Source organism: Paenibacillus sp. CMM36, assembly GCF_053570945.1.
Genome location: NZ_JBSEDY010000009.1, coordinates 177,841 through 203,685, shown reverse-complemented (window position 1 = coordinate 203,685; position 25,845 = coordinate 177,841). Strand labels below are relative to the sequence as shown.

Annotated in this window: 25 protein-coding genes and 1 other annotated feature; of the genes, 21 read left to right on the top strand and 4 right to left on the bottom strand. The window is 46.3% G+C overall.

What is annotated here, in order from left to right; genetic code table 11:
* The first annotated feature begins 29 nt into the window (after window positions 1-29).
* The 6 genes from yhbY to ACWA2B_RS18485 are packed head-to-tail and all read left to right on the top strand — an operon-like array spanning window position 30 to window position 3,540.
* Window positions 30-326, top strand: a complete 297-nt coding sequence (gene yhbY / locus ACWA2B_RS18510; protein WP_013311197.1) for a ribosome assembly RNA-binding protein YhbY — start codon at window positions 30-32, stop codon at window positions 324-326.
* Window positions 327-343: 17 nt separating this feature from the next.
* Window positions 344-934, top strand: coding sequence for a nicotinate-nucleotide adenylyltransferase (nadD, locus tag ACWA2B_RS18505; protein WP_318627846.1), 591 nt, complete (start codon window positions 344-346; stop codon window positions 932-934).
* The gene (gene yqeK, locus ACWA2B_RS18500) at window positions 918-1,514 is read left to right on the top strand and encodes a bis(5'-nucleosyl)-tetraphosphatase (symmetrical) YqeK (RefSeq protein WP_029515376.1); all 597 of its coding nucleotides are present in this window, start codon (window positions 918-920) and stop codon (window positions 1,512-1,514) included. The genes nadD and yqeK overlap by 17 nt, the downstream gene beginning before the upstream one ends.
* Window positions 1,511-1,858 carry a ribosome silencing factor gene (rsfS, locus tag ACWA2B_RS18495; RefSeq protein ID WP_013311194.1) on the top strand — a complete coding sequence of 116 codons (348 nt, stop codon included), beginning with the start codon at window positions 1,511-1,513 and terminating at the stop codon, window positions 1,856-1,858. Before yqeK ends, rsfS begins: the two co-directional genes overlap by 4 nt.
* Window positions 1,855-2,763, top strand: coding sequence for a CvfB family protein (locus tag ACWA2B_RS18490; RefSeq protein ID WP_029515375.1), 909 nt, complete (start codon window positions 1,855-1,857; stop codon window positions 2,761-2,763). The genes rsfS and ACWA2B_RS18490 overlap by 4 nt, the downstream gene beginning before the upstream one ends.
* A gap of 3 nt (window positions 2,764-2,766) precedes the next feature.
* Window positions 2,767-3,540, top strand: a complete 774-nt coding sequence (locus ACWA2B_RS18485) for a class I SAM-dependent DNA methyltransferase (RefSeq protein WP_029515374.1) — start codon at window positions 2,767-2,769, stop codon at window positions 3,538-3,540.
* Window positions 3,541-3,611: 71 nt separating this feature from the next.
* Here the strand turns inward: ACWA2B_RS18485 and ACWA2B_RS18480 are convergent, their stop codons facing one another.
* On the bottom strand, window positions 3,612-4,001 hold the full coding sequence (locus ACWA2B_RS18480) for a tautomerase family protein (RefSeq protein WP_165148965.1): 390 nt from the start codon (window positions 3,999-4,001) through the stop codon (window positions 3,612-3,614).
* Window positions 4,002-4,185: 184 nt separating this feature from the next.
* Window positions 4,186-4,443 (top strand) — a binding site (T-box leader).
* A gap of 61 nt (window positions 4,444-4,504) precedes the next feature.
* On the opposite strand from ACWA2B_RS18480, the gene leuS reads away from it, so the two are divergent.
* Window positions 4,505-6,943 carry a leucine--tRNA ligase gene (gene leuS / locus ACWA2B_RS18475; protein ID WP_165148967.1) on the top strand — a complete coding sequence of 813 codons (2,439 nt, stop codon included), beginning with the start codon at window positions 4,505-4,507 and terminating at the stop codon, window positions 6,941-6,943.
* On the opposite strand, the gene comER is transcribed toward leuS, so the two are convergent.
* A complete protein-coding gene (gene comER / locus ACWA2B_RS18470) occupies window positions 6,924-7,769 on the bottom strand; it encodes a late competence protein ComER (RefSeq protein WP_165148970.1) in 846 nt (281 codons plus the stop codon). The genes leuS and comER overlap by 20 nt on opposite strands.
* Before the next feature lie 294 nt (window positions 7,770-8,063).
* On the opposite strand from comER, the gene ACWA2B_RS18465 reads away from it, so the two are divergent.
* The 7 genes from ACWA2B_RS18465 (at window position 8,064) to holA (ending at window position 16,143) form a co-directional block, all read left to right on the top strand.
* Window positions 8,064-8,711 carry a ComEA family DNA-binding protein gene (locus ACWA2B_RS18465; protein ID WP_165148973.1) on the top strand — a complete coding sequence of 216 codons (648 nt, stop codon included), beginning with the start codon at window positions 8,064-8,066 and terminating at the stop codon, window positions 8,709-8,711.
* A gap of 89 nt (window positions 8,712-8,800) precedes the next feature.
* Window positions 8,801-9,319, top strand: a complete 519-nt coding sequence (locus ACWA2B_RS18460; protein ID WP_069010453.1) for a deoxycytidylate deaminase — start codon at window positions 8,801-8,803, stop codon at window positions 9,317-9,319.
* 203 nt (window positions 9,320-9,522) lie between these two features.
* On the top strand, window positions 9,523-12,153 hold the full coding sequence (locus tag ACWA2B_RS18455) for a ComEC/Rec2 family competence protein (protein ID WP_165148976.1): 2,631 nt from the start codon (window positions 9,523-9,525) through the stop codon (window positions 12,151-12,153).
* Between the two features lie 126 nt (window positions 12,154-12,279).
* Window positions 12,280-12,492 (top strand): hypothetical protein, encoded by a 213-nt coding sequence (locus ACWA2B_RS18450; protein ID WP_069010454.1) that lies wholly within the window; start codon window positions 12,280-12,282, stop codon window positions 12,490-12,492.
* Between the two features lie 403 nt (window positions 12,493-12,895).
* Complete coding sequence (locus ACWA2B_RS18445; RefSeq protein ID WP_013311184.1) at window positions 12,896-13,444, top strand: RNA polymerase sigma factor; 549 nt, start codon at window positions 12,896-12,898, stop codon at window positions 13,442-13,444.
* Window positions 13,441-14,898, top strand: coding sequence for a zf-HC2 domain-containing protein (locus ACWA2B_RS18440; protein ID WP_165148979.1), 1,458 nt, complete (start codon window positions 13,441-13,443; stop codon window positions 14,896-14,898). Before ACWA2B_RS18445 ends, ACWA2B_RS18440 begins: the two co-directional genes overlap by 4 nt.
* A 213-nt stretch (window positions 14,899-15,111) precedes the next feature.
* Window positions 15,112-16,143 (top strand): DNA polymerase III subunit delta, encoded by a 1,032-nt coding sequence (gene holA / locus ACWA2B_RS18435; RefSeq protein WP_029515366.1) that lies wholly within the window; start codon window positions 15,112-15,114, stop codon window positions 16,141-16,143.
* 143 nt (window positions 16,144-16,286) lie between these two features.
* Here holA and rpsT read toward each other — a convergent pair whose 3' ends face one another.
* Window positions 16,287-16,559, bottom strand: coding sequence for a 30S ribosomal protein S20 (gene rpsT / locus ACWA2B_RS18430; RefSeq protein WP_013311181.1), 273 nt, complete (start codon window positions 16,557-16,559; stop codon window positions 16,287-16,289).
* 198 nt (window positions 16,560-16,757) lie between these two features.
* Between rpsT and gpr the strand changes: the two genes are divergently transcribed.
* The 6 genes from gpr (at window position 16,758) to ACWA2B_RS18400 (ending at window position 23,827) form a co-directional block, all read left to right on the top strand.
* Window positions 16,758-17,759 carry a GPR endopeptidase gene (gene gpr / locus ACWA2B_RS18425; protein WP_029515365.1) on the top strand — a complete coding sequence of 334 codons (1,002 nt, stop codon included), beginning with the start codon at window positions 16,758-16,760 and terminating at the stop codon, window positions 17,757-17,759.
* Window positions 17,760-17,981: 222 nt separating this feature from the next.
* Window positions 17,982-19,241, top strand: a complete 1,260-nt coding sequence (locus tag ACWA2B_RS18420) for a stage II sporulation protein P (protein WP_069010456.1) — start codon at window positions 17,982-17,984, stop codon at window positions 19,239-19,241.
* Between the two features lie 28 nt (window positions 19,242-19,269).
* Window positions 19,270-19,785 carry a hypothetical protein gene (locus tag ACWA2B_RS18415; RefSeq protein WP_029515363.1) on the top strand — a complete coding sequence of 172 codons (516 nt, stop codon included), beginning with the start codon at window positions 19,270-19,272 and terminating at the stop codon, window positions 19,783-19,785.
* A 71-nt stretch (window positions 19,786-19,856) separates the two neighbouring features.
* Entirely contained in the window at window positions 19,857-21,671 is a 1,815-nt protein-coding gene (gene lepA, locus ACWA2B_RS18410) for a translation elongation factor 4 (protein ID WP_029515362.1), read from the top strand.
* Between the two features lie 335 nt (window positions 21,672-22,006).
* Complete coding sequence (hemW, locus tag ACWA2B_RS18405; RefSeq protein ID WP_029515361.1) at window positions 22,007-23,194, top strand: radical SAM family heme chaperone HemW; 1,188 nt, start codon at window positions 22,007-22,009, stop codon at window positions 23,192-23,194.
* Window positions 23,195-23,350: 156 nt separating this feature from the next.
* A complete protein-coding gene (locus ACWA2B_RS18400; RefSeq protein WP_029515360.1) occupies window positions 23,351-23,827 on the top strand; it encodes an N-acetyltransferase in 477 nt (158 codons plus the stop codon).
* Window positions 23,828-23,909: 82 nt separating this feature from the next.
* On the opposite strand, the gene ACWA2B_RS18395 is transcribed toward ACWA2B_RS18400, so the two are convergent.
* Window positions 23,910-24,476, bottom strand: a complete 567-nt coding sequence (locus tag ACWA2B_RS18395) for a hypothetical protein (RefSeq protein WP_342425036.1) — start codon at window positions 24,474-24,476, stop codon at window positions 23,910-23,912.
* Between the two features lie 327 nt (window positions 24,477-24,803).
* On the opposite strand from ACWA2B_RS18395, the gene hrcA reads away from it, so the two are divergent.
* On the top strand, window positions 24,804-25,835 hold the full coding sequence (gene hrcA, locus ACWA2B_RS18390; RefSeq protein WP_029515358.1) for a heat-inducible transcriptional repressor HrcA: 1,032 nt from the start codon (window positions 24,804-24,806) through the stop codon (window positions 25,833-25,835).
* The last annotated feature ends 10 nt before the right edge of the window (window positions 25,836-25,845 follow it).

Below are 25,845 nucleotides of genomic sequence, written 5' to 3'. Positions count from 1 at the left end.
ATATGTGGCGACGAAGGGGTTAAATATACATGTTAACAGGTAAACAAAAAAGATATCTGCGCTCAATGGCGCATCATTTGGACCCGGTTTTTCAAGTAGGCAAAAACGGTACGAATGAGCATCTTATGCGTCACATCAACGATGCGATTGAAAAGCGTGAGCTGATGAAAGTACAAATTTTGAACAACTGTTTGGACGACAAGCATGAAATTGCGGAAGAACTGGCCGCGGAGACAGGTTCTGAGCTTGTACAGATCATCGGGAGCACTATTATTTTGTACAAAGAATCCCGTGACCATAAGGAAATTGAGTTGCCTAGAGGATAACATGCGGGGAGAAAATTATGAAAATCGGTATTATGGGTGGTACATTTGACCCGATTCATATTGGACATCTGCTGGCTGGAGAAGCGGCAAGAGATGCCTATGGGCTAGATCAAGTATGGTTTATGCCTTCTCATATTCCTCCGCACAAGCATCAGGCGGGGGCGAGCGGTAAAGAGCGTCTGGAGATGACGAGTGAAGCGGTGGCGGGTCATCCTGCTTTTGAAGTGCTGGATATTGAAGTGCTTCGCGGGGGAGTATCCTATACCATTGACACGATCAAGGAGCTTCAGGAGTTGCATTCTGCTGTGGATTTTTATTTTATTATTGGTGCGGATATGGTGAACTACTTGCCTCATTGGCAGGGAATTGAGGAACTGGTGCAGCGAATTTGTTTCATTGGTGTTCGGCGCCCAGGATTCCAGCTTGCAATGGATGAGTTGCCACAATATTTGCAGGACAAGGTACTGCTGGCAGATATGCCAGTGGTGGACATTTCGTCCACGGATATTCGAGAGCGTGCTGCGGAAGGGCGCACTATCCGTTATCTTGTGCCTGATCGAGTGCATGACTATATTACAAGGGGCGGTTTGTATGAAGTACAGCCGTGAGCAATTAATGGAAGCCGTATCTGGTCAAATGCCTGAAAAACGCTGGAAGCACACACTAGGTGTTATGCATACCTCAGTGGAGCTTGCGAAGCGTTATGGAGTAGATCCGGATAAGGCCGAACTGGCGGCTATTTTGCATGATGTAGCGAAATATTGGCCTGTTCAGCAGATGGAAGAGGTGATTCGCAGTCATCCCGAATGTGATCAGGAGCTTTTGGAACATGACAAGCAGCTCTGGCATTCAGAGGTAGGATACTGCGTTGCAGCAAGAGATTACGGAGTGGATGATTCTGAAATAAGGAATGCGATCCGCTGGCATACGTCAGGACGCGTAGGTATGAGCCTGCTGGACAAAGTCGTGTGTCTCGCTGATTACATCGAACCGGGACGGGATTTTCCCGGGGTTGAGCATATCCGTAAACAGGCAAAGAAAAGTTTGGAGCAGGGCCTTGTCGCTGGATTTGACTCCACAATTTCATTGTTGCTGGAGAAGAAAAAGGTTATTTTTCCACTGACAGTCTTGTCGCGCAATGACTTGATTCAACAACTAAAACAGAGAAAAACGGAGGTTCATGAATGACCCTAACTAATGAGCAATTAATGCAAACAGCGGTTGATGCCGCAAATGATAAAAAAGCAATGAATATTGTCGCACTGGATTTGCGGGGAATATCACTAGTAGCTGATTATTTTGTCATCTGCCACGGTAATTCGGATACACAGGTACAGGCGATTGCAACAGAAATTCGCAAACGCGCTCATGATGAAGGTGTAACTATCAAAGGAATCGAAGGGATGGATTCCGCCCGTTGGGTTCTAATGGATTTGGGGGATGTCGTAGTGCATGTCTTCCATCGCGACGAGCGCGAATATTACAACATTGAACGACTCTGGTCGGATGCTAAGGTTGTGGAAAAGGTATGAGTTTGATCGCCGGTACTTATGTCACCATTATGGTGGATCGTGAGGTATCTCCTTTCGGCTACTTTCTCACTGTTGGTGAGCAGGATGTGCTGCTGCACTATACGGAGCTGACACGTGAAATTGAAGTTGGTGAACGGTTGGAGGTATTTATTTTTCACGATACAGAGGACCGTTTGGCCGCAACCATGAAAAAGCCGTTCTTGTCGTTGGGCGAAATGGCTAAGCTTGAGGTGGCCGATGTGCATCCGCGTTTGGGTTGTTTCCTGGAGATGGGATTGGGTCGTCAGCTTTTGCTGCCGATTCGTGAGTTGCCAGAAAACCGAGATTTGCATCCTCGGGTGGGCGACTACGTGTATGCCATTATGGAGCATGACAAGCAAGGCAGATTGCGGGCTAAGCTGGCAGGGGAACAGGAACTGGCTCCGTTGTGCTTCCACGCCCCTGATTCGTGGCTGAATACGTGGGTGCAGGCGACTGTGTACAAGCCGCTTCAAATGGGCACATTCGTTCTGGTGGACGGAGGGGTGCTTGGTTTTGGCGCGATTGGGATGATTCACTCCTCAGAACGCAACCGGATGCTTCGCTTGGGCGAAGAGGTTAAGGTACGGGTCACGCTTGTTCGCGAAGACGGTCGGGTTAATCTGGCAATGTCGCCACGCAAGGAAGTGGGCCGTGATGAGGATGCGGATCGATTGATTGCTTTTCTGAAAGAGCGTCCGGGCGGCGGTATGCCTTACTCCGACGCAACACCGCCGGATATTATCAAGCAACGGTTTGGTATTAGTAAATCCGCCTTCAAGCGTGCGATGGGCAAGCTGATGAAGGAAGGAATGGTTACACAAAAGGAAAACTGGACCTACCTGGTGGAGAAAATGCCGAAACCGAAGGACGGGAATGGGGAATAAAAAATGGCTTCTTACCGGAAGTTTGCCTATGTGTATGATGAGCTGATGCAGGACATGCCGTACCCGGACTGGTTGCGCTTTGCACGGCAGGCTTGGGATCAGTACGGGATGCCGCATACAGTGGCCGAGCTGGGCTGCGGAACGGGTTCAATTACGATTCCCCTGGTTAACTCAGGGTTCGAAGTGGCTGGAATCGACTTATCCTCTGACATGCTGGCAGTAGCCCGTCGCAAAATGGAAACCACTCCACAGGGACAGCGATTGTTTCGTGAGGGAAGCGTTCGCTGGATACAGCAGGATATGAGAGAATGGATTTTACCCGAGCCTGTGGATTCTGTAATTTCTTTTTGCGATTGTCTGAATTACTTGTTGGAGGAAGAAGATATCATTTCTACTTTTCGCAGAACGCATGTTGGTCTGAAGCCTGGCGGAACCTTTTTGTTCGATGTGCATCATCCCCAGACGTTTTTACGTTATGATGAAGAGCAGCCTTTCGTACTGGACGAACGCTCTATCTCATATATCTGGACATGTGCGTTGGACACTCCCCGTTGTGAAATTGAGCATCATCTTAGTATCTTTGCGAAAGCAGAACATGAAGGACGCGATCTATACCAGCGTTTCGAGGAAATACATGTACAACGTGCCTATGACCCAGACTGGATGAAGGCAGAATTGTCCAAAGCGGGTTTTCGCGATGTGAAGGTATATGCGGATTTTGAATGGGTAGAAGCAGAAGATGACGCGGCGAGACTGTTTTATGTTGCTGTAAAATAGCAAAGATTCATTGAACGAATATGGGAAAAAAAGACGCTTTTCATGATGACATGAAGGGCGTCTTTTTGCACTTATATATTCACTTTATAGTTCAACTGAAGCTCATCACCCGGTACACCTCGAATGCCCCAGTTCTGTTTGGGTGTTTCAAATATAGTAATCTCAAGATCCTGTGGAGAAATACCCAAAAGATCGTTAATTCTTTGGAATAACAGGCTAATGAGTTGCTTCTTAGCTTCTATCGTTCTGCCTTCAAAGATACTGATTTCAATAATGGTGTACGCCTCAGAGCGACCATCGGCATATATAAAATCTTCCTGATCCATAGGAAAAAAACGATGAAACCTCTTGTCAGGAGGATATTTGAGCGCATCCATCACAGCAGAATGAATCACCTCTGAAAGTTGCTTTTTGATTGGATTTAGAGTCTCTTTTATTCCGTAAATTTTAATCTGTGCCATTTCTCAGCTCACCTTTCTTATCTCAACTCATCTCAATTTGAAGCGATTTAACTCGGAATTATTATAAAACATTCGTATGCATGTGTCATGAACAATTAGTATGGAGAGGGCTCTTAACACCAAAGGTAGTCCTTATTTGACTTTTTTCGCGGTTTTCAATATAATAGTGCCATTATTAACGGTTAAACAATCGCTGATGAGGAATAGTAGCTTTGTCTGGACATGTAGAGAGCCGGCGGGTGGTGCAAGCCGGTTGACAGCACAAAGTGAACTCGCCTCGGAGATATGCGTCCAACGCAGGAACGCCCTATACTGGTGCTTGTATCCTGTTATTAACCCGCATCGGATCACCTCCGTTATCAGGTGCAAAGGGAGTAGAACGCGAAGAACGCTTTCTGCTAACTAGGGTGGTACCACGGGAATATAACCTCTCGTCCCTAGCGCTGACACGCTACGGGATGCAGAGGTTTTTTTGTTGCATACCGTTTGAGGAGGAAAAGACAATGACAGACACACAGCCGAAGCACGGCTATCAACCGCAAAGTATTGAACCAAAATGGCAGAAATATTGGGATGAGAACAAGACGTTCCGCACCGGGGAAGAACCGGGCAAACCGAAGTTTTATGCTTTGGATATGTTTCCGTACCCATCTGGAGCCGGCCTGCATGTAGGCCACCCGGAGGGCTACACAGCTACGGATATTGTTTCACGTTATAAAAGAATGCGCGGCTACAACGTACTGCATCCGATGGGTTGGGACGCCTTCGGTCTGCCTGCGGAGCAGCATGCGCTGGATACAGGGGAGCACCCACGCGAAATTACGGTGAAAAACGTAAATAACTTCCGCCGTCAAATCAAATCGCTCGGCTTCTCCTACGACTGGGATCGTGAAATCAGCACGACGGATCCTGATTATTACAAATGGACACAATGGATCTTCATCCAGCTGTACAAGCGCGGCCTTGCATATGTAGCTGAAGTACCTGTGAACTGGTGCCCAGCGCTGGGAACGGTGCTGGCGAATGAAGAAGTTATTGACGGTAAGAGTGAGCGTGGCGGTCATCCGGTCGTCCGTAAACCAATGCGTCAATGGATGCTGAAAATTACGGAATACGCGGATCGTCTGCTGGATGATCTGGAGGAACTGGATTGGTCTGAGAGTATTAAGGATATGCAACGGAACTGGATCGGTAAGTCTACCGGGGCAGAGGTTCGTTTTCCGATTGAGGGCTATGACGAGCAACTCACAGTATTTACAACTCGCCCAGATACACTGTTCGGCGCAAGCTACTGTGTGCTGGCACCAGAGCAGGAATTGGTGGATATTATCACTACGCCTGAGCAAAAGGATGCTGTACAACAGTACCGTGAACAAGCTGCTCGTAAAAGCGATCTGGAGCGTACGGATCTGGCCAAGGATAAAACAGGCGTATTCACAGGAGCTTATGCAGTGAACCCAGTGAACGGCGAAAAGCTGCCGATCTGGATTGCTGACTATGTACTGGCAGGCTACGGAACTGGAGCGATTATGGCTGTACCTGCTCACGATACGCGTGACTGGGAATTTGCCAAGCAATTCGGATTGAATATCATTGAGGTTGTCCAAGGTGGAGATGTGGCTAATGAGCCATATACTGAGGATGGACCGCACGTGAATTCAGGCCCGCTGAATGGACTTACCAACGAGGAAGCGATTCCGAAGATGATTGAATGGCTGGAAGCCGAGGGCAAAGGACACGGCAAAGTCACCTACCGCCTGCGTGACTGGCTGTTCAGCCGTCAACGCTATTGGGGCGAGCCGATTCCGGTAATTCATCTGGAGGATGGAACGATCAAAACGGTTCCTGAGGACCAACTTCCGCTCGTACTGCCGGAGATGGACAATATTAAGCCTTCAGGTACAGGTGAATCCCCGCTGGCGAACGCAACAGATTGGGTGGAAACCATTGATCCTGAGACAGGTATGAAAGCACGTCGCGAGACGAATACAATGCCGCAATGGGCAGGAAGTTGCTGGTATTACCTGCGCTTTATTGATCCGAAAAATGACAAAGAGCTTGTATCCAAAGAGAAACAACGTGAATGGATGCCTGTTGATTTGTATATTGGCGGAGCTGAACATGCGGTTCTTCACTTGCTGTATGCCCGTTTCTGGCATAAGGTATTGTATGATATCGGCGTAGTGGAAACGAAAGAGCCTTTTTATAAGCTGGTCAACCAGGGTATGATTTTGGGCAACAACAATGAAAAAATGAGTAAATCACGCGGTAATGTCATTAATCCTGATGATATTGTCAATACGTTTGGCGCCGATACGCTGCGTATTTATGAGATGTTTATGGGGCCGCTGGAAGCGACCAAGCCATGGAATGAGAATGGGGTAGAGGGAGCACATCGTTTTCTGTCCCGCGTATGGCGCCTGTTTGTTTCCGAGGATGGTAGCCTGAACGATAAAATTACAAATGACGGCGGTAGCGATGAGTTCAATCGTACTTGGCATAAAACGCTGAAAAAAGTAACTGAAGATCTGGATGCACTGCGCTTCAATACAGCGATCAGCCAGCTGATGATCTTCACCAACGATGCATATAAAGCAGACCTTCTGCCGCGTGCAGCAATGGAAAACTTCGTGCAAATGCTGTCGCCGCTTGCACCCCATCTGGCCGAGGAATTGTGGCAGCTGCTGGGGCACAATGATAGCATTACCTACGCGGCTTGGCCTGCTTATGATGAAGCATGGACGGTGGACGCCGAAGTGGAAATTGTTGTGCAAGTGAATGGTAAAATTGTGCAGCGTGCAACGATTGCCAAGGATCTTGATGCTAAAGCGATGGAAGCATTCGCTGTGGCGTTGGACAATGTTCAGCAGGCACTGGCCGGCAAAACGATCCGCAAGGTAATTGCTGTTCCAGGTAAGCTGGTTAATATTGTTGCCGGTTAATTGGCTTTAATCCGAAGGAGACATCTATCTTTTGCATGTCCTCTTCATATTTGTTGTGCGTTACCTGTATCAGCTCGGGAAAGACACTATGCAGGCTGATGTCCAACAGTGCGAGAGCTTCGGCGGTAATACCTCCGGGAACCGCTACTCTGGCCTGTAACTCGGCTGGTGTCATCCCGCCTTCCGTGAGCAGCTTTCCAGTGCCGATGATCATTTCACCGGCCAGAGCGCATAGCTCCGTACGGTCCATACCTGTAGCTTGAACTGCGGCTTGAATCCACTGGTCCATAAAAAAGGCCAAGAAAGCAGGACCGCAACTCGAAAAATCCGACGTGATCCGAGTATAAGATTCTTTAACCCGAATCGGCCTGCTGATGTGGGACATAAGCTCTTCCAGAAGGAAGCGGTCCTCCTCTGTAATCCGGCTTCCATGGATGCATAGTGAGGCTCCGCTGCCTACTTGGTGGGTGATACTGGGGATAATTTTGGACACTTTAGCTTTCATTGCATGCTCTAAAATACGAATCTGCACCGGGCTTGTGATAGATACGACGATTTGCTCTTCTGTAATGACGTTGCGTATTTCATCCGTTACGGCTTTTGATTCCAGCGGCTTCACACAGATAAACAGAACATCGCTTTCCGCTGCCGTTTCACGGTTGCTTTGGGCTGCATGCAAACCTGGATAACGACGGGCTAGCTCGGTTACCTTGGAATGCGTTCGATTACTTGCTGATATTTGCTGCGGCTTGAGTGCGTTAGAATGAATAAAAGACTCAATTAGCAGACTTCCCATGCTGCCAGTCCCGATAAATCCAACTTTCATTGTTCAACGTCCTCCTTTCATACTTTGCGGTATAGACGCTGTGCTGTCAGCTGTCATTCTTCTTAGTGTATGCGCCTGGTCTTGGCCGACATGACGAATTTTATGTCTGAGCATGTTAGATCGTGCCCGGGGTCGTACCACTTTATTGTAAAAATGCTCTCAGCGAGACCGTATGGAGGTTGTTTACACCCTCCGGCTAAACGGGAATTGGACAGACTTGCTCTGTTTGATAGAGGCGGTGTTTTCAGTCGGCTCAATTTCTCGAATCCATGTGGAGTAGGGGACGATACGGAAATGAAACGCGTATGGACAGGAACAGCGATAACGCTTGCTGTAATCGGCAGTGGACTTATTTTATTTGCCGGAGGACAGCGTTCTGAGCCGCAAGAAGAGTGGACTTTACTTAACCATAAGGTGGAGCAGGCTGTGGCGATGGATTCAGAGCCAAATGAGTCGCAGCGCAGCAGTGACTTTGCCCAGGAAAAGCCTGCTGTAAAAGAACCTTCAGACAAAGCTGAGCGTAGTAGGATTGCTGAAACCGCTGATAAAGTGATACGCGATACTGTGCAGATTTCTACTGGTGCATCTGCTGCTGTGAGCGAAAACTCTATTGCGGGAAATTCGAATACCGAGAAGCAGTCAGGTGTTGCAGATCCAAGCTCAGACACAGGTATTGTCAGTTCGAGTGGTGCAACGACGAGTAGGACCAATACGGTAAGTGATTCGGTTACTACACCCGTTTCCGGCGAAAAAAAGGTAAACATCAACACGGCGACTGCTGCTGAGTTAATGGAGCTACCAGGGGTTGGGGCTAAAAAAGCCGAGGCTATTTTAAACTATCGTAATCAACATGGGGTGTTCAAACGTGTGAACGATTTGGATCATGTAAAGGGAATCGGAGCTAAAATGTTGGCGAAAATGAAGCCGTATGTCAGCTTGTAACTTATATAAGAATTACAATCTACAGGCTCTGAGAACGGCAATAGCGGAAATGTTTTACGTTTTAACTTGTTTATACGGGAGAGATGGAAATGAGTGCAGATGTACGCAAGGACTGGGACACCTACTTCATGGATATCGCTTATATGGTATCCACCCGTTCGCGCTGCGCGCGGCGTCATGTTGGAGCCGTACTTGTACAAGGTAAAAAGCTCTTGGGGACGGCCTATAATGGAGCACCATCGGGGGTGCCTGACTGTTCAGAGGCAGGTTGTATGATTTCAGAGGAGTATGAGGTCGTTCACCGTGATGGGCACGAGGAAATGGTTAAAAAGCAGCGTTGTATTCGCACTATTCATGCAGAGCAGAACCTGCTGCTGTTTACTGACCGAATTGATCGTGAAGGCTCTTCAGTATATGTCACCGACCAGCCATGCTGGACGTGTGCCAATATGTTGGCGAACAGCGGTATTGTGGAGATTGTATACCACCGACCTTATCCCAAAGATGCCGACAAGGTTCGTGCTATGATGGAGGAAAAGGGCATCGCTTTTCGCATGCTGAAGACCTATCATCCACCAAAAGAAACGCTGATGGATGTTATGAATTAAAAAGTAAACGAGGAAGAACCTCTGACGAATGCTATTTTGTCAGAGGTTCTTTTTGTTTTGTGTTTTTAAACAGAAAGCAATGTTTGCTACCGGAAGGTGATCGTATTCAAGCTAAGCTTGTGTTAACTAGACCTATATTGACCCTTACTGTTTGTTGGATTACAGGAAGTGCAGGAGCATGTCTGTATTCTGGACGTATGCTTTTGTTACTCTGGGCGGGGATTACTCTGATCTTTCCGCTTATAGCTTTATTGATGAAAATCCCCATCCGGCATATGGTGTTACTTTGGCTTGTATTCAGCGGAGGTGGATTTCATTGGTTTTGGCATGATATGCATAATGTTAGCAGTATTCCCGATGCTCTTCATGTATCGTCATCTATGGTGGAAGACATGCCTGTTCAAGCAGCAGGGTTTATCGCTTCTGAAGTGCAGGTAGATGGTGATCGAACACAGTTTGAGATGAGAGTTACTTCAATCAATCACTTCGGAAATCATTCGAACAAGGACGAGAATCGTGCACCAATTTCTGAACAGGTCATTGTTCATATCAAGTTGGCTGCCAAGCAGGAACAGCAACTTGCGGCAGCATGGCAACGTGGAGATGCGATCCTACTGCGTGGCACCTTAAAGGCTCCTGCAAAAGCGGGGAACTTTGGTGGCTTTGATTACAGTGAATACCTGCACACACAGGAAATCCACTGGTTTTTCAAAGGCGATGGGGCAGCCTCGTTACAGAAGCAGGATGCTTCACTATGGAACCGCTACACTTTGTTCAGGTGGAATGACCAGCTTAGGGAGCAGCTAGGACAGAGAATGGAACTGGCATTTACATCGCTTCATCACGCAGGATATATGAAAGGACTGGTACTTGGGGTAACAGATGAGTTGGACCCAGCAACCTATAACGAGTTTACGCAGCTTGGTTTAACGCATATTTTAGCAATATCGGGCATGCATGTGGCGGTATATGCAGCTACACTATTATATCTACTCAGGCTGTTACGAGTTAGCCGCGAGACATCTCTTACGGTCGTGATGATACTCATTCCGGCTTATGTCCTGCTGACTGGTACTTCTGCCTCTGTTGTGAGGGCAGGAATTATGGCGATGATCGGCTTGTTTGCAGCCCGACGAGGGTTGCTCAAAGACGGACTTAATATTCTAAGTATATCCGCGCTGCTCATGCTGATTTGGAATCCATATTATCTACTTAGCGTCAGCTTTCAGCTTTCCTTTTTGGTGACAGGTGGGTTGCTCATTTATATGCCGCTTATGAAGCCGTTTTTCGCCAAATGGCCTTTCCTGATCGGCGGTGAAGTTGCGATTACAATTACGGCACAGCTTGTTTCGTTTCCAATGACGGTATTCTACTTTAATCAATTTTCGCTGCTATCATTTGCGGCCAATTTTGTGCTTGTACCTCTTATTACATATATCGTGCTTCCATTGGGTACGGTGGCGATGGGAGTTGCCTTTTTGTGGGGGGATGGGGCTCGCATTTTTGCTTGGCCGGCAGAGCAATTGAACGATTTGACCTTTTTACTAGTAAAATGGCTGAATGTGGATGATGCTTATGTGAGTATTTGGCCGTCTTCCTCCATTCTGTGGGTCATAGCGTATTACGTAGCTTTGTACAGTGTTTTGTACTGGCTCACAACATGGCTGACATCCCGCAGAAAAACGAACGACATTACCGTCTTGGACTCTACTCCCAATTCATCAACTATCTATACAGGATTAGCAGCTTCTTCAGAGTGGGCGGCTATATTGCATACGGCTCTTGAACCTGAGGGAGCAGGGAGATTTGCGCGTCGACAGTGGAATGGTTATCGTCATCTGGCACTGGCTCTAAGTGTTATTGCTTGGCTTGGAATATTGTATACAGGTTACCAATCTCCTGGTGAGGGGAATACGGGAATTGTTCAATATCTGGATGTGGGCCAAGGTGACAGCATTTTAATCACAACGCCGGGCGGGAAACATATCTTGGTTGATGGCGGGGGAACAATGGACTTTGCAACAGGGAAAAATGCTTGGCGCAAGCGTGCAGATCCCTACGAGGTAGGTAAAGATACGCTTGTACCCTTACTAAAGCAACGAGGTGTGCATCGACTAGATGCTGTCATTTTAACACACGGAGATCATGATCATGCCGGAGGATTACAAGCTGTGCTTGACCAGATTCCCGTATCTACCTTGTTTTTTAATGGTACCCTGACAGATAAAGCTCCATTCCGTAAGCTGTTGAACACGGCTTTAGATAAGCAGATCAAGCTGTACGGGGCACATCATAGCATGGAATGGGAACCAGACCAGGCTACGAAAATCCGCTTTCTCTATCCGTTTACGCTACCGGATAACGAATCTGAACAGCTGCCTGTTATGAAGGAACAAAATCATTACTCTGTTGCCATGATATTGGAGATGGAGGGAGCCTCCTTTTTGTTCACAGGAGATATGGATGATGCAGCAGAGTCATTGTTGCTTGCTGAATTAACCCCTTCTTCATTCCGTTTGAAAGATGAGGGAGCAACGGGAGGGGCAAGGAATGCTATAGATGTCATGAAAATAGCACATCACGGCAGCAAGTATTCTACCTCGGAAGAGTGGTTATCCTACTGGCGACCGAGAGTATCTGTCATTTCGGTCGGTGCGACCAATACTTACGGACATCCGAATGAAGCGGTATTGGAACGTTTGTCAGCAGTTGATTCTGCTATATATCGAACCGATACGATGGGAGAGATACAGATTCGAGCACAGCAAGGAAAACTGAGTGTGCGGTACCAACGCAAACAGTACAAAACAGATACGAATACAACAACACACTAAAACGGGTGCTCACTCTTAGGAGTGTGTTGTTTGCTTTGAATCCAATCTACATGGACAGTAGCTGTAAGCTTTGATAGAATCAAATGAGTTATGAAAATGAGAATCATTATTAATAGGGGAAATATTGTGAGTTATTTTAAATTTAGAGCTTCAGCTTGTTTGTTCATCATTTCGTTAATGCTGGTATTGAGCGCAATGCTACAAGTGGGGGTGAGACTGCAACGGAAAGCGGTCAATCGGCTGCTGCCAAGACCACATCAACTGGAGATGAAGCTGCCACGCGTACATATGAAAGTGATAAAGGTACAATTACTCTTCTTATTTAATGTTGGGTATTAGAGGTGATGGAGCAGCCAAGGAAAAGATATTTTATCTAAAAGCGTGTGAAGAACCTTTCTGCCGTTAAATCAGGTAAAGTATATCAATACTCAATCGAAGATTTTTATTTTCAAGATCCGATTGCTCTGACTTATCAATTAGAATGCATATCGGATTTTTTGATTTCCAAGAAGTAACAATATGATCTTGCAGCTCGATAGGCTAGCATTTAGATGTAGTAGGAGCTAAGGGAAGGTGACTACCTTCCCTTTTTCTGTTATTCTAAGGGAGGATACGCTGGGGATTCTGGGCTTTTTGGTATAATTTTTTTTGTTGAAAAAATAAAATTAGTGTCAGACGTCTATCCTGCAACAATTTGTAAAAGGGATACGTCTGTAATATTGCAGGGAGAGGGGGATCCTTTGTGGTAGAGCAGGGACTCATTCGAGCCGCTCAATCGGGCGATCGCGACGCTCTCATTACCCTATTAAGAGAGATAGAACAGCATGTGTACCGTACGGCATATTACATTCTAAACAATGAGCAGGACGCCATGGATGCTTCACAAGAAGCCCTCATACGGATCTATTCCAAAATTAACTCTTATGAGGAAAAAGCGCAGTTTAAAACCTGGGTCCAACGCATTGTAACGAATATATGCATCGACAAATTCAGAAGAACGAAGCCCTCGGTTTCCATTGACGAGCACGACATGATATTCAACGATCCCCAAAATGTGGAGGTCGAGGTGTTGACCTCTTACATGGCACAGGATGTTCGTGAGGCTATACAACAGCTTCCGGAGCACCACCGGACGGTAATTGTCTTAAGATATTTGCAGGATTTCTCCTATAACGAGATTGCAGATTCTCTGGATTTGCCGCTAAATACGGTCAAGTCATACTTATATCGTGCAAGACAGCAATTGCAAGGGCTACTTCAGGAATATCAGAAAGGTGGTGTATCAGGATGAAGTGTGGGGAAGAGGTGATGGATTGGATGCAGCGTTATGTGGATCATGAGCTGGGCGAAGAAGAGACGTCCCAATTAATGAACCATATTGCGACTTGCCCGGACTGTGCGGAAAAATTTCTTATTCTTCAGACACTCTCTCGCGAGCTGGAGGAATTGCCTGCGGTTTCCCCGGCGTTCAGCCTGGTGGATTCCATCCTGCCTCAGCTTGATGCCATTGACCGCGCACGTGAAGAGCAGGGAAGTGCGCTTCAGGAAATGCAGCCTGTGGCTGTAGAGCCTGGACCAGTGCCTAGACAACGTACCCAGCCTATACCTTGGTGGAATCGAATGGCTGGGCGCGCTGCTATAGGCGTGGCTGCCGCTGCTGTTGTACTGGGGATTGTAGTATTTAACTTCGAGCCTAAAACAGTACAAGATGCGGAAGGCATACTTACTACCCAGTCGCCCGAAGTGACGAATCCGCAGAATCAGACGGAAACTCTTCCAGGTACAGCCAATGGCAGTGGAGGACATGATACAGCCATTGGTTCGGATTCTACAAAGCAGCCGTCAGAGCAGGGGCAAGAAACGGATGCATCTCAGCCACCTGCGGATAAAGATCCTGGCCTGAGCAAACAAGGTGCAACTAATGCAGACGATGAAAAGAACTCTTCCAAACGGGATGCTGGGGAACGTGACGATCAGCGAGCTGGGGAGGAAGATTCGACGAAGTCTGCACAAGCCGAACATTCTTCTCGTCAGGATGAAGGGCATGGACAGCTACGTACGGATCGTCAGGTGACAAAGGAAAATCCGTCTGCTGGAGATGCTCCTAAATCTGAGGACAAACAGCTAAGTCAGGAAAAATCTGATCAATCCACGATTGCTCCTGATGAACAGTTGGAACCGAAAATGGAAAAAGCACCCCTAGCGGGTACTGCTCAGGACGATAATAATGGTAACACAAGTACGAATGATTCATCTTCGTCGCTTAGTCAGGATTTGAAGGTACAGGATCGAATTGCGTCAAATGAAGCGTCGAAAGAAGCGACTTCCAGAAGCATCACCAAGGATTCGGGCAATGCCTTGGGAACGGATAGCAGCAATGCAGCTTCTAATGATCAGCAATCATCCGTGTCACAAGACCCGGTTCGTAAAGAAGGCTTTGTATCTAATTCACTGGTCTCTCCGGACAACAATAATGCCTCCAACTATAGTGCCCAATCTGTCTCTACAGATCAGCTCAACTCGCCTGATGGTAGCTATGCGGTGGCTATTGAGGGCAAAAAGCTGAAAGTGTATAAGCTTTCCGATAACGGTGTAGACCGAACAACACTGGAAGTCCGTACTCTAAAAGGTGCCTGGGTCAAAGGAAGCTGGTCGGAAGACAGCCAGACCTTTATGTATGAGACGGAGCAGGATGGGACTGCAAGTAAATATACGTACACCGTTCCGCGCAGCACTGGAAAATAGTTTCCCGAAGTTGACACACTTTTAAAAACAGGGAATAAACTATATGAACCGACGTCGTATCCCGACGGCCGAAAGTTTCTAGAGCTTTCTGCTGCCGTGTTGATATAGATGGTGGTGAAGGGATCCTGCCTATAGGTAGGGTCCCTTCGTTTGTGTCATGACTTGCCTTCCGCTCGGATGTCAGGTACGATCAGTGGGTGGGGGGAACGGAAAATGGATGTAAAAACAGCCTCTAAGGCTATTCGCAAAGGCGACATTTCGCCAGTGTATTTGCTATACGGTAGTGAAAAATACCAAATGAAGCAGTTTGTTGAGATGCTTAAAGAGAAAGTGGTGGAAGAGGAGCATCGTGACTTCGCCATCATTCCTTATGATTTAACCGAAACGCCAATTGAGGTGGTTGTGGAGGAGGCGGAAACAGCGCCTTTTCTGGTACCAAAGAAGCTGATTATTGTACGGGATACCAGTGTATTTGCAGCAGGCAAAGATAGCGGTAAGATAGAGCACCGGCTTGAGACGCTGTTGACTTATATGGATAACCCGACTGACTATAGCGTCATCGTTTTTACGGTTCAGGCTGAAAAGTTGGATGAACGGAAAAAGATTGTCAAAAAGCTAAAAAGTGATGCTTCGGTTATTGCCTTTGCTCCAATGGGTGGAGATGATCTTGTGGCTTGGATCCATAAGCGTGCAGGAGAAAGAGAAGTGCAATTGGCTGCAGGAGCTGCTGAAAGCCTCATTCAATTCACAGGTACTGGGCTGCAATCCTTGGCTGCCGAGATAGACAAGCTGTGTTTATACGCAGGAGCACAGGGAACGATTTCATCCGCTGATATTGAATCCCTGGTGCCTCGTAACACAGAGCAAAACGTATTTGCGATGGTTGAGGATCTGGCTAATTTGCGGCTGGATAAGGCGCTCAGTATTTTTTATGAGTTGCTTAAGCAAAAAGAGGAACCGATCAAGATTGCCGCTTTGATCACGCGACAGTTCCGTATTATGTTGCAGGTCAAAGAACTGGCAGGTCAAAGCTATTCCCAGCAACAAATTGCGAGTCAGCTTAGTTTGCATCCTTATGGGGTGAAAGTTGCGGGGGACCAAGCGCGGAGGTTCCGCCCTGAGCAGCTACGTCAGCTTCTCTACGAATTGGGCGAGCTGGATTATCATATGAAAACAGGTGTCGTTGACAAGGTACTGGGACTGGAGCTATTTTTGATGAAAATGGGTGCGGGGGCTTCGATCTAATTCCACTCATGTGCTGCTAATAGAGTCAGCTTATGTAGCGCAGAATGCTGATGCTGTAAACGAATAAAAGTTATAAACTAAAAAAACCTGATCAGCCAAGGCTGGTCAGGTTTTTTTCATTAACGTATGAAAGTAGCTCTTGCTTACGCTTGAGCTGTAAGAGCGTTAAGTTTTTTCGCCAAGCGAGATTTCTTGCGAGCAGCTGCATTTTTGTGGATCAGACCTTTAGTTACAGCCTTGTCCAGCTTTTGGGAAGCTACTTTGAAAGCAGCAGCAGCAGTTTCAGCTTCGTTACCTACCAACGCTGTATCGGCAGCTTTTACTGCTGTACGAAGCGCGGATTTTTGGGAAGCGTTCAACGCACGGCGTTTGTCGCTAGTTTTAACGCGTTTGATAGCGGATTTGATGTTTGGCATTACATTCACCTCCTGTAAAGGCATTACTTATGAACACAAACGTTTCACAACTTAAAATATTTTAGCATGCCACACCTCAAATTGCAATAAGAAAACATTCTGAGGCGATGCGAATTACAGGATGAAAATGGATGTGCATAAACCTGTTGGGTGTCTCGCACACTATAGTCAAAGATGGCATCCAAGGAGGATCAAAAGATGGATCTGGATTTACAGAAGTACGCGGTACGCACGGATTTGGCATTAGAGGCAAGAGAATTGGCCGAACGGGATCAGCCTGTACCTCTGGCGGGCATCAGTGAGAACGTGGAGGAAGATGACGGAATCAAAATCACACGGCTGGATGTACTGAATGAAGAAGGAGCCAACCGTATTGGGCGGGTACAAGGGCATTACGTCACACTGGAAGTACCCGGCTTGCGTGAAGGCGATACGGGGCTCCAGCAACGTGTAGCTATTGCATTTGCAAAAGAAATGGAGCATTTTATACAAAAAATAGGGATTTCTAATACGGCAAAGGTACTGGTGGTAGGTCTGGGCAACTGGAACGTCACTCCCGATTCACTGGGTCCGCTTGTCGTTGAGAATTTGATGGTGACTCGTCAATTTTTTGAACTGACACCTGATCAAATCAACCCGGGCTATCGGGATGTGAGCGCAATTGCGCCGGGCGTCCTGGGTATTACGGGGATTGAGTCCAGTGAAATCGTTCAAGGCATCGTGGATCGCACAAAGCCAGAACTGATTATTGCCATTGACGCACTGGCGTCACGTTCACTGGAGCGTGTCAATACGACCATTCAGGTGGCCGATATCGGGATACATCCGGGTTCAGGTATTGGCAACAAGCGGCGCGGTATCACCAAGGATATTATGGGTGTTCCGTGTATCGCTATCGGCGTTCCAACGGTATGCTACGCTTCGACCATTGTCAATAACGTAATTGAACTGATGAAAACACATTTTACCAAAGAAAAGGCTTCTACAAAAGCAATCCTGGGGATGCTGGACGATATTTCAGAACCTGAGAGACTTGGGCTGGTGAGAGAGGTACTGCAACCGCTGGGACATGATCTGATTGTGACTCCTAAAGAAATTGATGAATTTATTGAAGATATCGCGAACATCATTGCTACTGGATTGAACGCTGCTCTGCACGAAGCTGTGGATCCTGGCAATGTCGCCGCATATACGCATTAATCAAGGGTTGATAAAATCGTATTTCCCACAAAAGTCTCTATTTAACAGGAATCTAATCTCTTTCAAAAAGGGAGGTGATATACCTGTGGTAGAGATTTTTTGTGTTCTAGTAATTGTTCTCCGTTCATAGAGTTGAAATATAAGAGATTTCCGCAGCAGATAGGAACCCTATGTTCCAAGTATAAAGCGGGTTTCGACGGGACGAAGGAGGACAAGGCTCACATGAAAAAAATTCAGACCTGGAACGTCGGAAGATGGAGAAGAAAAGGGATCGAAATTTTGGCGATGGGACATACGCTTGTGCTGCTGATCATGGGCTCGGCGCTTTTATTTGTCATTTTGGGGCTAGGGGGATTGGCAGAAAATCGTCTACAAACATCTCCTGTTTCTTCGATGAAAGGATTGGCAGGCTCGGTGTCCAGCGGTTTTTTTGCGGATATGCTAGGTATGGAAGTACCTCATTTGGCACAAAAGAAGCAGCAATCTTCGTTGTCGGGTGAACAATGGTCGCCTTTTGTTTTTCAGATGCTTACAGGCATTAATCCGCAGGATCCCAAAAGTCTCATTTCTCGTGAGATTCCTGGCATGTCTGCAGGAGCACCTGTCTTGCTGCGCAAGGGTTCGGGGAACATCAAGGTAGAGGGTCCTACGGATTATCAGCCCGATCAGGGAACGACGGATGCTCCTGGTGGCTCAGATGCATCTGAGAACCCACCGACTAACACGCCGAATATTCCGACAACGCCGGAAACAGATCCGGTACGTGAGGATCATCCAGGTGATACGGCCAAAGGGGACAAGCGCATATTAATCTACCATTCTCATCCCAGAGAAGCATATAACCCACTACTCAGCAAAACTAGTTCCAATCCCAATTCAGGTTCTAAATCAGCGAATGTGTCAAGGGTAGGGGACTTTGTAAAGAAGAGGCTGGAAAAGCAAGGGATATCCACACTGCATATAAACAAGGATTATGCTACTACAGTTCAAAATTACAATTGGAACTATTCCTATAAATATTCACGCGAAACGGTTAAGGAAGCTTTAGCTGGAAATAAAGGTTTAACTTATTTGCTTGATATCCATCGGGATTCACAACGTCATGGAAAAACAACAGCAACCATTAATGGACTTTCTTATGCCAAGGTGTATTTTATTATCGGACATGACAACAAAAATTGGCGCGAAAATGAAGCTTTTGCTGCTCGTATTCATGAAAAGCTGGAAAAATCGTATCATGGCGTATCACGTGGTGTATGGGGGAAAGATGGTGGCAAAGGCAACAACGGTGAATACAATCAAAGCTTGTCTTCGCATAGCATTTTAATTGAAATCGGGGGTATTGATAACACCGAGGAGGAGTTGAAACGGACCTCGGACGTTTTGGCGGACATGATCGGTGAAGTGTATTGGGAAGATCAGAAAGCTCAGAAAGCGGGCACTAATGTATCGGATACAAAAAAGAGCAACAGCGATAATTAAATGAGGTAGCAGTAAGGGGGGGAAGGTAATGTCTGGACATTTTCGTAAGAAAGCACTTGGATTTGTACTGCTTATGGGGGCAGGTATTCTTCTTGGTATGCAACTGGCAGGATCTGGTCTGCGTTCAGTGTATGGGCCGGAATGGAACGGAGGGAATACGATTCAATCGGTAAATCAACAGAAAGTTGGATATGAACAGACGATTATTGAGGACACACCCGCAGCTAACACTCGTGCATATAGCGGTACGTATAGCACAAGTGGAGAAGTTAAGGTTGAGCCGAAAACGGAAGCGGGTATAAATGAAGCTGGTGGAAGGGAAGAAAATGAGGAACAGACGCAGCTCGGAGCATCCAGATGGTATTCGACGACTGCGCAACATGTCAATACTCAGGGTCTGGAGACACCGCGTGAACTGCTAGCCGTCAAGGGACAGCAAGCCTCGGTGGATACTATGGCGGACAAAACAGCTGGGTTGCTTCAAAACCTGTCGAGACAGGGCATTCGATGGGTCGTATCTGTATTTGATGGAGTAACAGAATAGAAATATTGCTGACCCCCCTTACAACTGCTATAATAAGCTGATTGACACTAGGCATTGTGTGGGGGTAAGGCATGACTGACATTTTGGCAAGACAACGTAAAATTCGGAACTTTAGTATCATTGCACATATAGACCATGGTAAATCCACGCTGGCTGACCGGATTCTAGAATATACCGGTGCACTCACTTCCCGTGAAATGCAGGAGCAAGTGCTTGACCAGATGGAGCTGGAACGGGAGCGCGGAATTACGATCAAGCTCCAGGCAGTGCGACTCACTTATAAGGCCGATGACGGCGAAGAGTACATTTTGAATTTGATTGATACACCGGGACACGTCGATTTTACGTATGAGGTATCCCGTAGTTTGGCAGCCTGTGAAGGTGCTTTGCTGGTAGTAGACGCCGCGCAGGGAATCGAGGCACAGACGTTGGCTAACGTATATTTGGCGTTGGACAACAATCTGGAGATTTTGCCTGTGCTTAACAAGATTGATTTGCCAAGTGCTGATCCTGAGCGGGTAAAGCAGGAAATCGAGGATGTTATCGGCTTGGATACGAGCGAGACCGTACATGCCTCAGCCAAAGCTGGAATCGGCATCAAAGAAATTTTGGAACAGGTGGTCAGAAGTGTGCCTGCTCCGCAAGGTAATCCGGATAATCCGCTCAAGGCACTCATTTTCGATTCGCACTATGATCCTTATAAAGGCGTTATCGTATATGTTCGCGTTGTGGATGGTAGTATCCGAGCCGGTTCGAAAATTAAAATGATGGCGACTGACAAAACGTTTGAGGTTATTGAAGTTGGTGCTTTTATGCCGCGTATGAACATCGTGGACGAGCTGAACATCGGTGATGTTGGCTTTATCGTTGCCGGTATCAAGCATGTGGGTGATACGCGTGTCGGGGATACAGTGACAGATGCAAAAAATCCAACATTAGAACCGATGCCAGGTTATCGGAAAATTAATCCGATGGTATATTGTGGCTTGTATCCAATCGAAACATCGGAGTATAACGATCTACGTGAGGCGCTTGAAAAGCTACAACTGAACGATGCTTCGCTCAGTTTTGAGCCGGAAACATCAAGCGCGTTGGGTTTTGGCTTCCGTTGCGGCTTCCTTGGTCTGCTTCATATGGACGTTATCCAGGAACGGATTGAACGTGAATTTAACATTCCGCTGATTACAACGGCACCAAGTGTTATTTACCGCATAAAGTTGACGAATGGGGAAACGATCCAGATCGACAATCCATCGAATTATCCGGAAATCGGACGGATTGAACATGTGGAAGAGCCCTATGTAAAAGCAGGCATTATCGTCCCTAATGATTACGTGGGTACGGTGATGGAGCTTTGTCAAACCAAACGTGGTGAGTATGTAAATATGGAATACCTGGATACGACACGGGTAACCATTACGTATCAAATTCCACTGTCTGAAATCGTATATGATTTCTTCGATCAGCTTAAATCAAGTACCAAAGGCTATGCTTCCTTTGATTATGAGATTTCAGGCTATCGCCAGTCCAACCTGGTGAAAATGGATATTTTGTTGAATGGCGAGCAGGTCGATGCACTGTCGTTCATCGTGCATAGAGATCGGGCTTATCATCGCGGACGTATTATCTGTGAGAAGCTGCGCGAGCTAATTCCGCGTCAAATGTTTGAGGTGCCGATCCAGGCATCTGTAGGAACAAAGGTTGTGGCGCGTGAAACCGTTAAGGCGATGCGTAAAAACGTCTTGGCCAAATGTTATGGCGGCGATATTTCTCGTAAACGGAAGCTGCTTGAAAAGCAAAAAGAGGGCAAAAAGCGTATGAAGCAGGTCGGTAACGTAGAAGTACCTCAGGAAGCATTTATGGCAGTACTGAAAATAGATGAGTAAAGTTGTTTGAAGTATTCGTCCATTCTTTCATGGGGCATTTGCCGTGCATGGAGAATGGACGTTATTTATTTGAGCAAGCTATCCAGAGATGGAGTGTTTGTTATCTCAGTTGCAAAAATAGTATAACAACAGTATCTTTAGCGTATTTCTATAGATGCTTTACTCTTACTGCAACACCTACATTACAAAAAAATGATCGATGGTGGTAGGCAGCAGCGGAGTGGTCCATTTGAATCTGGAGTAACAGCGATCAGAAGATCAAATGGAACACGAAGCGGTTGTCGAGACCTCGGCGCATTTTTTCACTATTCCCTGAATTGACAAGGAGGATCGGTATGACCGCATCCATACAAAAACATGAACATTCATCCGCGCCTCAAGCGGTTTACCTGCATATACCTTTTTGCACGAATAAATGCTTTTACTGTGATTTCAACTCTTATGTGCTCAAGGATCAACCTGTTATGGAATATCTGTATGCACTGGAACGGGAGATGGAACATACAGTTAAGCTTCACCCACCAGGAGAGATTAAAACTATTTTTGTCGGGGGTGGAACACCAACTACCCTAAATCCGAAAGAAATGGAATATTTCCTGAAGAGCGTCCGAACCTACTTCCCGCATTGGGCGGAAGATATTGAGTTCTCCATGGAAGCTAATCCAGGTACCACTGATTTTGAAAAACTCTCTGTGATGAAAGAAGGCGGCGTCAATCGACTCAGCTTTGGCGTACAGGCTTTTCAGAATGAGCTACTCACAGGCATAGGTCGTATTCACAGTACAGATGACGTATATCGTAGTTTGGAAAACGCACGTAAGGTTGGCTTGGACAACCTGTCGATTGACCTGATGTTCGGTTTGCCGAATCAAACAGTGGAGATGCTGCATGAAAGCGTCAGTAGAGCGCTAGAGTTGGAGCTTCCTCATTACTCTATCTACAGTTTGAAGGTTGAAGAAAACACGCTCTTCCACACGCTGTACCAGAAAAATCAGCTACCGCTTCCACATGAGGATGACGAACTGGAAATGTACTTACTCCTCATGCGTCGCATGAAAGAAGCGGGCTATGAACAGTATGAGATTAGTAATTTCGCAAAACCAGGCTTGGGGAGCAAGCACAACATGACCTATTGGCGAAATGAGGACTATTACGGTCTCGGAGCTGGGGCACATGGATATGTTGGCAGAGAGCGCCATATGAACATTAAGGGCATTAACCCTTATGTGGAGGCTAGTCGTAATGGTTTGCCGCGTCTAGATAGCTTTGAGGTGCCAGCGGCGGAAGCCATGGAGGATTTTCTTATGGTCGGTTTGAGAATGCTAGAGGGCGTTTCCAAGTCTCGCTTTGAAGCTCAATTCGGTCAGGCGTTGGAGGATACGTTTACTGCTCCTCTTGGAAAAATGCTCAATGCGGGGTTAATCGAATCGATTGAGGACGGTTATCGTTTGAGTGAACGTGGCATTTTATTCGGAAATGATGTATTTGCAGAGTTTATTGGTTCAATCACGGTAAATTCATAAGTCGTAGCTTCAATACAGCGCGTTTCAACTTCGTAAGCTGGGACCATCATTTTATTACACCATTCTGTCACAGCAGGGTAAATGGAGTATTGCGATTCTATGCGTGATGTTGTATATTTATTCATTATATGCGGCAAGCGGTAGGAGGAGAGCAAGATGGCTTCAGTGTGTAAAGATGTATTGTGCAGAAGTGCGGTTCCTGAGGATGTGGAGCCTTTATATCAAATGATTAGCGGCTATGCAGAGCGGGGGATTATGCTGCCACGTTCGAGGGAAGTGCTAACGCGCCAACTGGAGCTGTTTATTGTTGCAGAGGTGGACGGCGAAGTTGTTGGTTGTGGTTCTTTATGCAAATTGGGCGCTGACCTGGTAGAGATTCGCTCCCTTGGCATCTCTGAGGGACACAAAGGTATGGGTATTGGCTCTAAGCTCGTGGAGGGCCTTATGATAGAAGCACGGCGGCAACGTATTCCTAAAATTATGGCATTGACCTACGAGGTCTCCTTTTTTATAAAAAACGGTTTTGATGTAGTAAGCAAAGAGATTTTCCCTGAAAAGGTATGGACCGACTGCATTCACTGTAGTAAACAAAACAATTGTGATGAAATCGCAGTGTTGAAAGTACTGAACTGACCTGTCAATAATGAGGTCAGTTCTTTTTTCATCAGGACCTAATCATGCGTATATTATACAGCCTACATTGTTTAATGCGGGTTTATTTCTCATATGTTTTGAGCAACCACCAAATGAATTGATGATGAGGCTCCAGCTCGGAAGGTATTCCATTCAGGCTTCTTATGGGATGGTCCTTATGATAATCAGTATCATTATAAAAATATGCAGTGCCGTCTAATGGAACTCGGTGTTTATATTTATACAAGGCGACAACATATCTTTCAGACTCTCCGCTTCTGCTTGGACTATGTGTATATCCTTCCCAATCGGCTAGTGTTAAATCATCGTAATGTTGTATTGCCGATATACTGTATTTTATTTGCTTGGGAATACTTGGACTGAATTCTTGAGGGTAAAACAAAATGGTATTCCATATGCTTAAAAGTATTGTAGGAACCAAGAGTAAGGCACAACATAGGGGGCTTAATTTACGAATTAAATGGATGACTGAAATAATAAGGGCTGCATTCAGGATGAAAACCAATGGCAAAGCAACTATTCTTCCTAGTCCTGTATACGGAAACAACTCGATTAAAATCTGAAACATACAAATTGTAGGTAAAAGTGCGATCGATGCGTATAAAAGGTTGCGGCGATTAGTTCTCAAATTTAATTCCTCCTCAAGGACAAAGAAGTTATAATGGTATGGAGACATAGTCTCGAATTTTTCTATTTTCTGTGTCACTATACATAAATACGGTTTTTATACGCTGGATATTGAGGTTTTTCGTGAAAAAGTGTAAACGTTCTGGATTCATTTCAGTAAACTAAACTGTTGTGATAAATCTTGTTTATTGAAAATACTGATCTGACTTGACAATGATCAGGTCGGTTTGGTATTTTTGTATTATCGGTTAGCACTCAACGCGAACGAGTGCTAATGATTCCATTTAACAATCATGCTATTATGGATAAACAACAAGGGGGGATTCGCTTGTTAACCGAACGTCAGAGACTCATTCTGAATGCGATTATTGATGACTACATTCGTTCGGCTGAGCCAGTGGGTTCCCGCAGCATATCCAAAAGGCAGGATGTCGGATTCAGCCCGGCCACGATCCGTAATGAAATGTCGGATTTGGAGGAACAGGGCTATCTGGAGCAACCCCATACTTCTGCGGGACGCATCCCGTCTCATAAAGGCTATCGTTATTATGTGGACCATCTGGTACCACTGAATACACTGAAGCCTATGGAAATGCGGGAACTGAAAGCCTTTTATGCCGAAAAGCTGAATGTAATGGAGCAAGTGATCCAGCATGCGTCAGGCATTTTGTCCCATATGACCAATTATACTTCCATCCTGCTTGGGCCGGAGGTTTTTCATACTTCATTGCGTCATTTTCAGCTGCTGCCGCTCAACGAAACGACGGCTGTGGCGATAATCGTGACCAATACCGGTCAGGTGGAGAACAAAACGGTAGATATTCCACCGGGAATTTCGATTTCCGAGATGGAGAAGGTTGTGAATTTACTGAACAGCAAGCTGGTCGGTGTGCCGATTTATCAGCTTAAATCACGCCTTTACACCGCACTTGGTCAGGAGATGGAGAAGCATGTGTCTCATTTTGAGGACGCTATGAAGGTGCTGGATAAAGCACTGGATAATGAATCGGATCAGCGCTTGTATTTGAGCGGTGCGACAAACATGCTTAATCAACCTGAATTTAAAGATGTAGAAAAGGTTAAACATATTCTCGATCTGCTGGAGGAAACACCAACGCTGCTTAAACTAATGACACCTGTTGTCGGGGCACCTGAAATTCAAGTCCGCATCGGCACTGAAAATGATCATGAGGCGTTTGCCAATTGCAGCCTGATTACTGCTACGTATGCAGTAGACGGAGAAGCGTTGGGCACTATAGGCATACTGGGTCCGACACGGATGGAATATGCGAGAGTTATTAATATTTTGGGTATCCTGTCTAAGGATTTGACCGCAATGCTAACGCAGCGGTTTAAATAGAACAAAGCCG

Coding starts and splice junctions, on each gene's coding strand:
- yhbY (WP_013311197.1), top strand. CDS start 30: ATGTTAACAGGTAAACAAAAAAGATATCTGCGCTCAATGGCGCATCAT.
- nadD (WP_318627846.1), top strand. CDS start 344: ATGAAAATCGGTATTATGGGTGGTACATTTGACCCGATTCATATTGGA.
- yqeK (WP_029515376.1), top strand. CDS start 918: ATGAAGTACAGCCGTGAGCAATTAATGGAAGCCGTATCTGGTCAAATG.
- rsfS (WP_013311194.1), top strand. CDS start 1,511: ATGACCCTAACTAATGAGCAATTAATGCAAACAGCGGTTGATGCCGCA.
- ACWA2B_RS18490 (WP_029515375.1), top strand. CDS start 1,855: ATGAGTTTGATCGCCGGTACTTATGTCACCATTATGGTGGATCGTGAG.
- ACWA2B_RS18485 (WP_029515374.1), top strand. CDS start 2,767: ATGGCTTCTTACCGGAAGTTTGCCTATGTGTATGATGAGCTGATGCAG.
- ACWA2B_RS18480 (WP_165148965.1), bottom strand. CDS start 4,001: ATGGCACAGATTAAAATTTACGGAATAAAAGAGACTCTAAATCCAATC.
- leuS (WP_165148967.1), top strand. CDS start 4,505: ATGACAGACACACAGCCGAAGCACGGCTATCAACCGCAAAGTATTGAA.
- comER (WP_165148970.1), bottom strand. CDS start 7,769: ATGAAAGTTGGATTTATCGGGACTGGCAGCATGGGAAGTCTGCTAATT.
- ACWA2B_RS18465 (WP_165148973.1), top strand. CDS start 8,064: ATGAAACGCGTATGGACAGGAACAGCGATAACGCTTGCTGTAATCGGC.
- ACWA2B_RS18460 (WP_069010453.1), top strand. CDS start 8,801: ATGAGTGCAGATGTACGCAAGGACTGGGACACCTACTTCATGGATATC.
- ACWA2B_RS18440 (WP_165148979.1), top strand. CDS start 13,441: ATGAAGTGTGGGGAAGAGGTGATGGATTGGATGCAGCGTTATGTGGAT.
- holA (WP_029515366.1), top strand. CDS start 15,112: ATGGATGTAAAAACAGCCTCTAAGGCTATTCGCAAAGGCGACATTTCG.
- rpsT (WP_013311181.1), bottom strand. CDS start 16,559: ATGCCAAACATCAAATCCGCTATCAAACGCGTTAAAACTAGCGACAAA.
- gpr (WP_029515365.1), top strand. CDS start 16,758: ATGGATCTGGATTTACAGAAGTACGCGGTACGCACGGATTTGGCATTA.
- ACWA2B_RS18420 (WP_069010456.1), top strand. CDS start 17,982: ATGAAAAAAATTCAGACCTGGAACGTCGGAAGATGGAGAAGAAAAGGG.
- ACWA2B_RS18415 (WP_029515363.1), top strand. CDS start 19,270: ATGTCTGGACATTTTCGTAAGAAAGCACTTGGATTTGTACTGCTTATG.
- lepA (WP_029515362.1), top strand. CDS start 19,857: ATGACTGACATTTTGGCAAGACAACGTAAAATTCGGAACTTTAGTATC.
- hemW (WP_029515361.1), top strand. CDS start 22,007: ATGACCGCATCCATACAAAAACATGAACATTCATCCGCGCCTCAAGCG.
- ACWA2B_RS18400 (WP_029515360.1), top strand. CDS start 23,351: ATGGCTTCAGTGTGTAAAGATGTATTGTGCAGAAGTGCGGTTCCTGAG.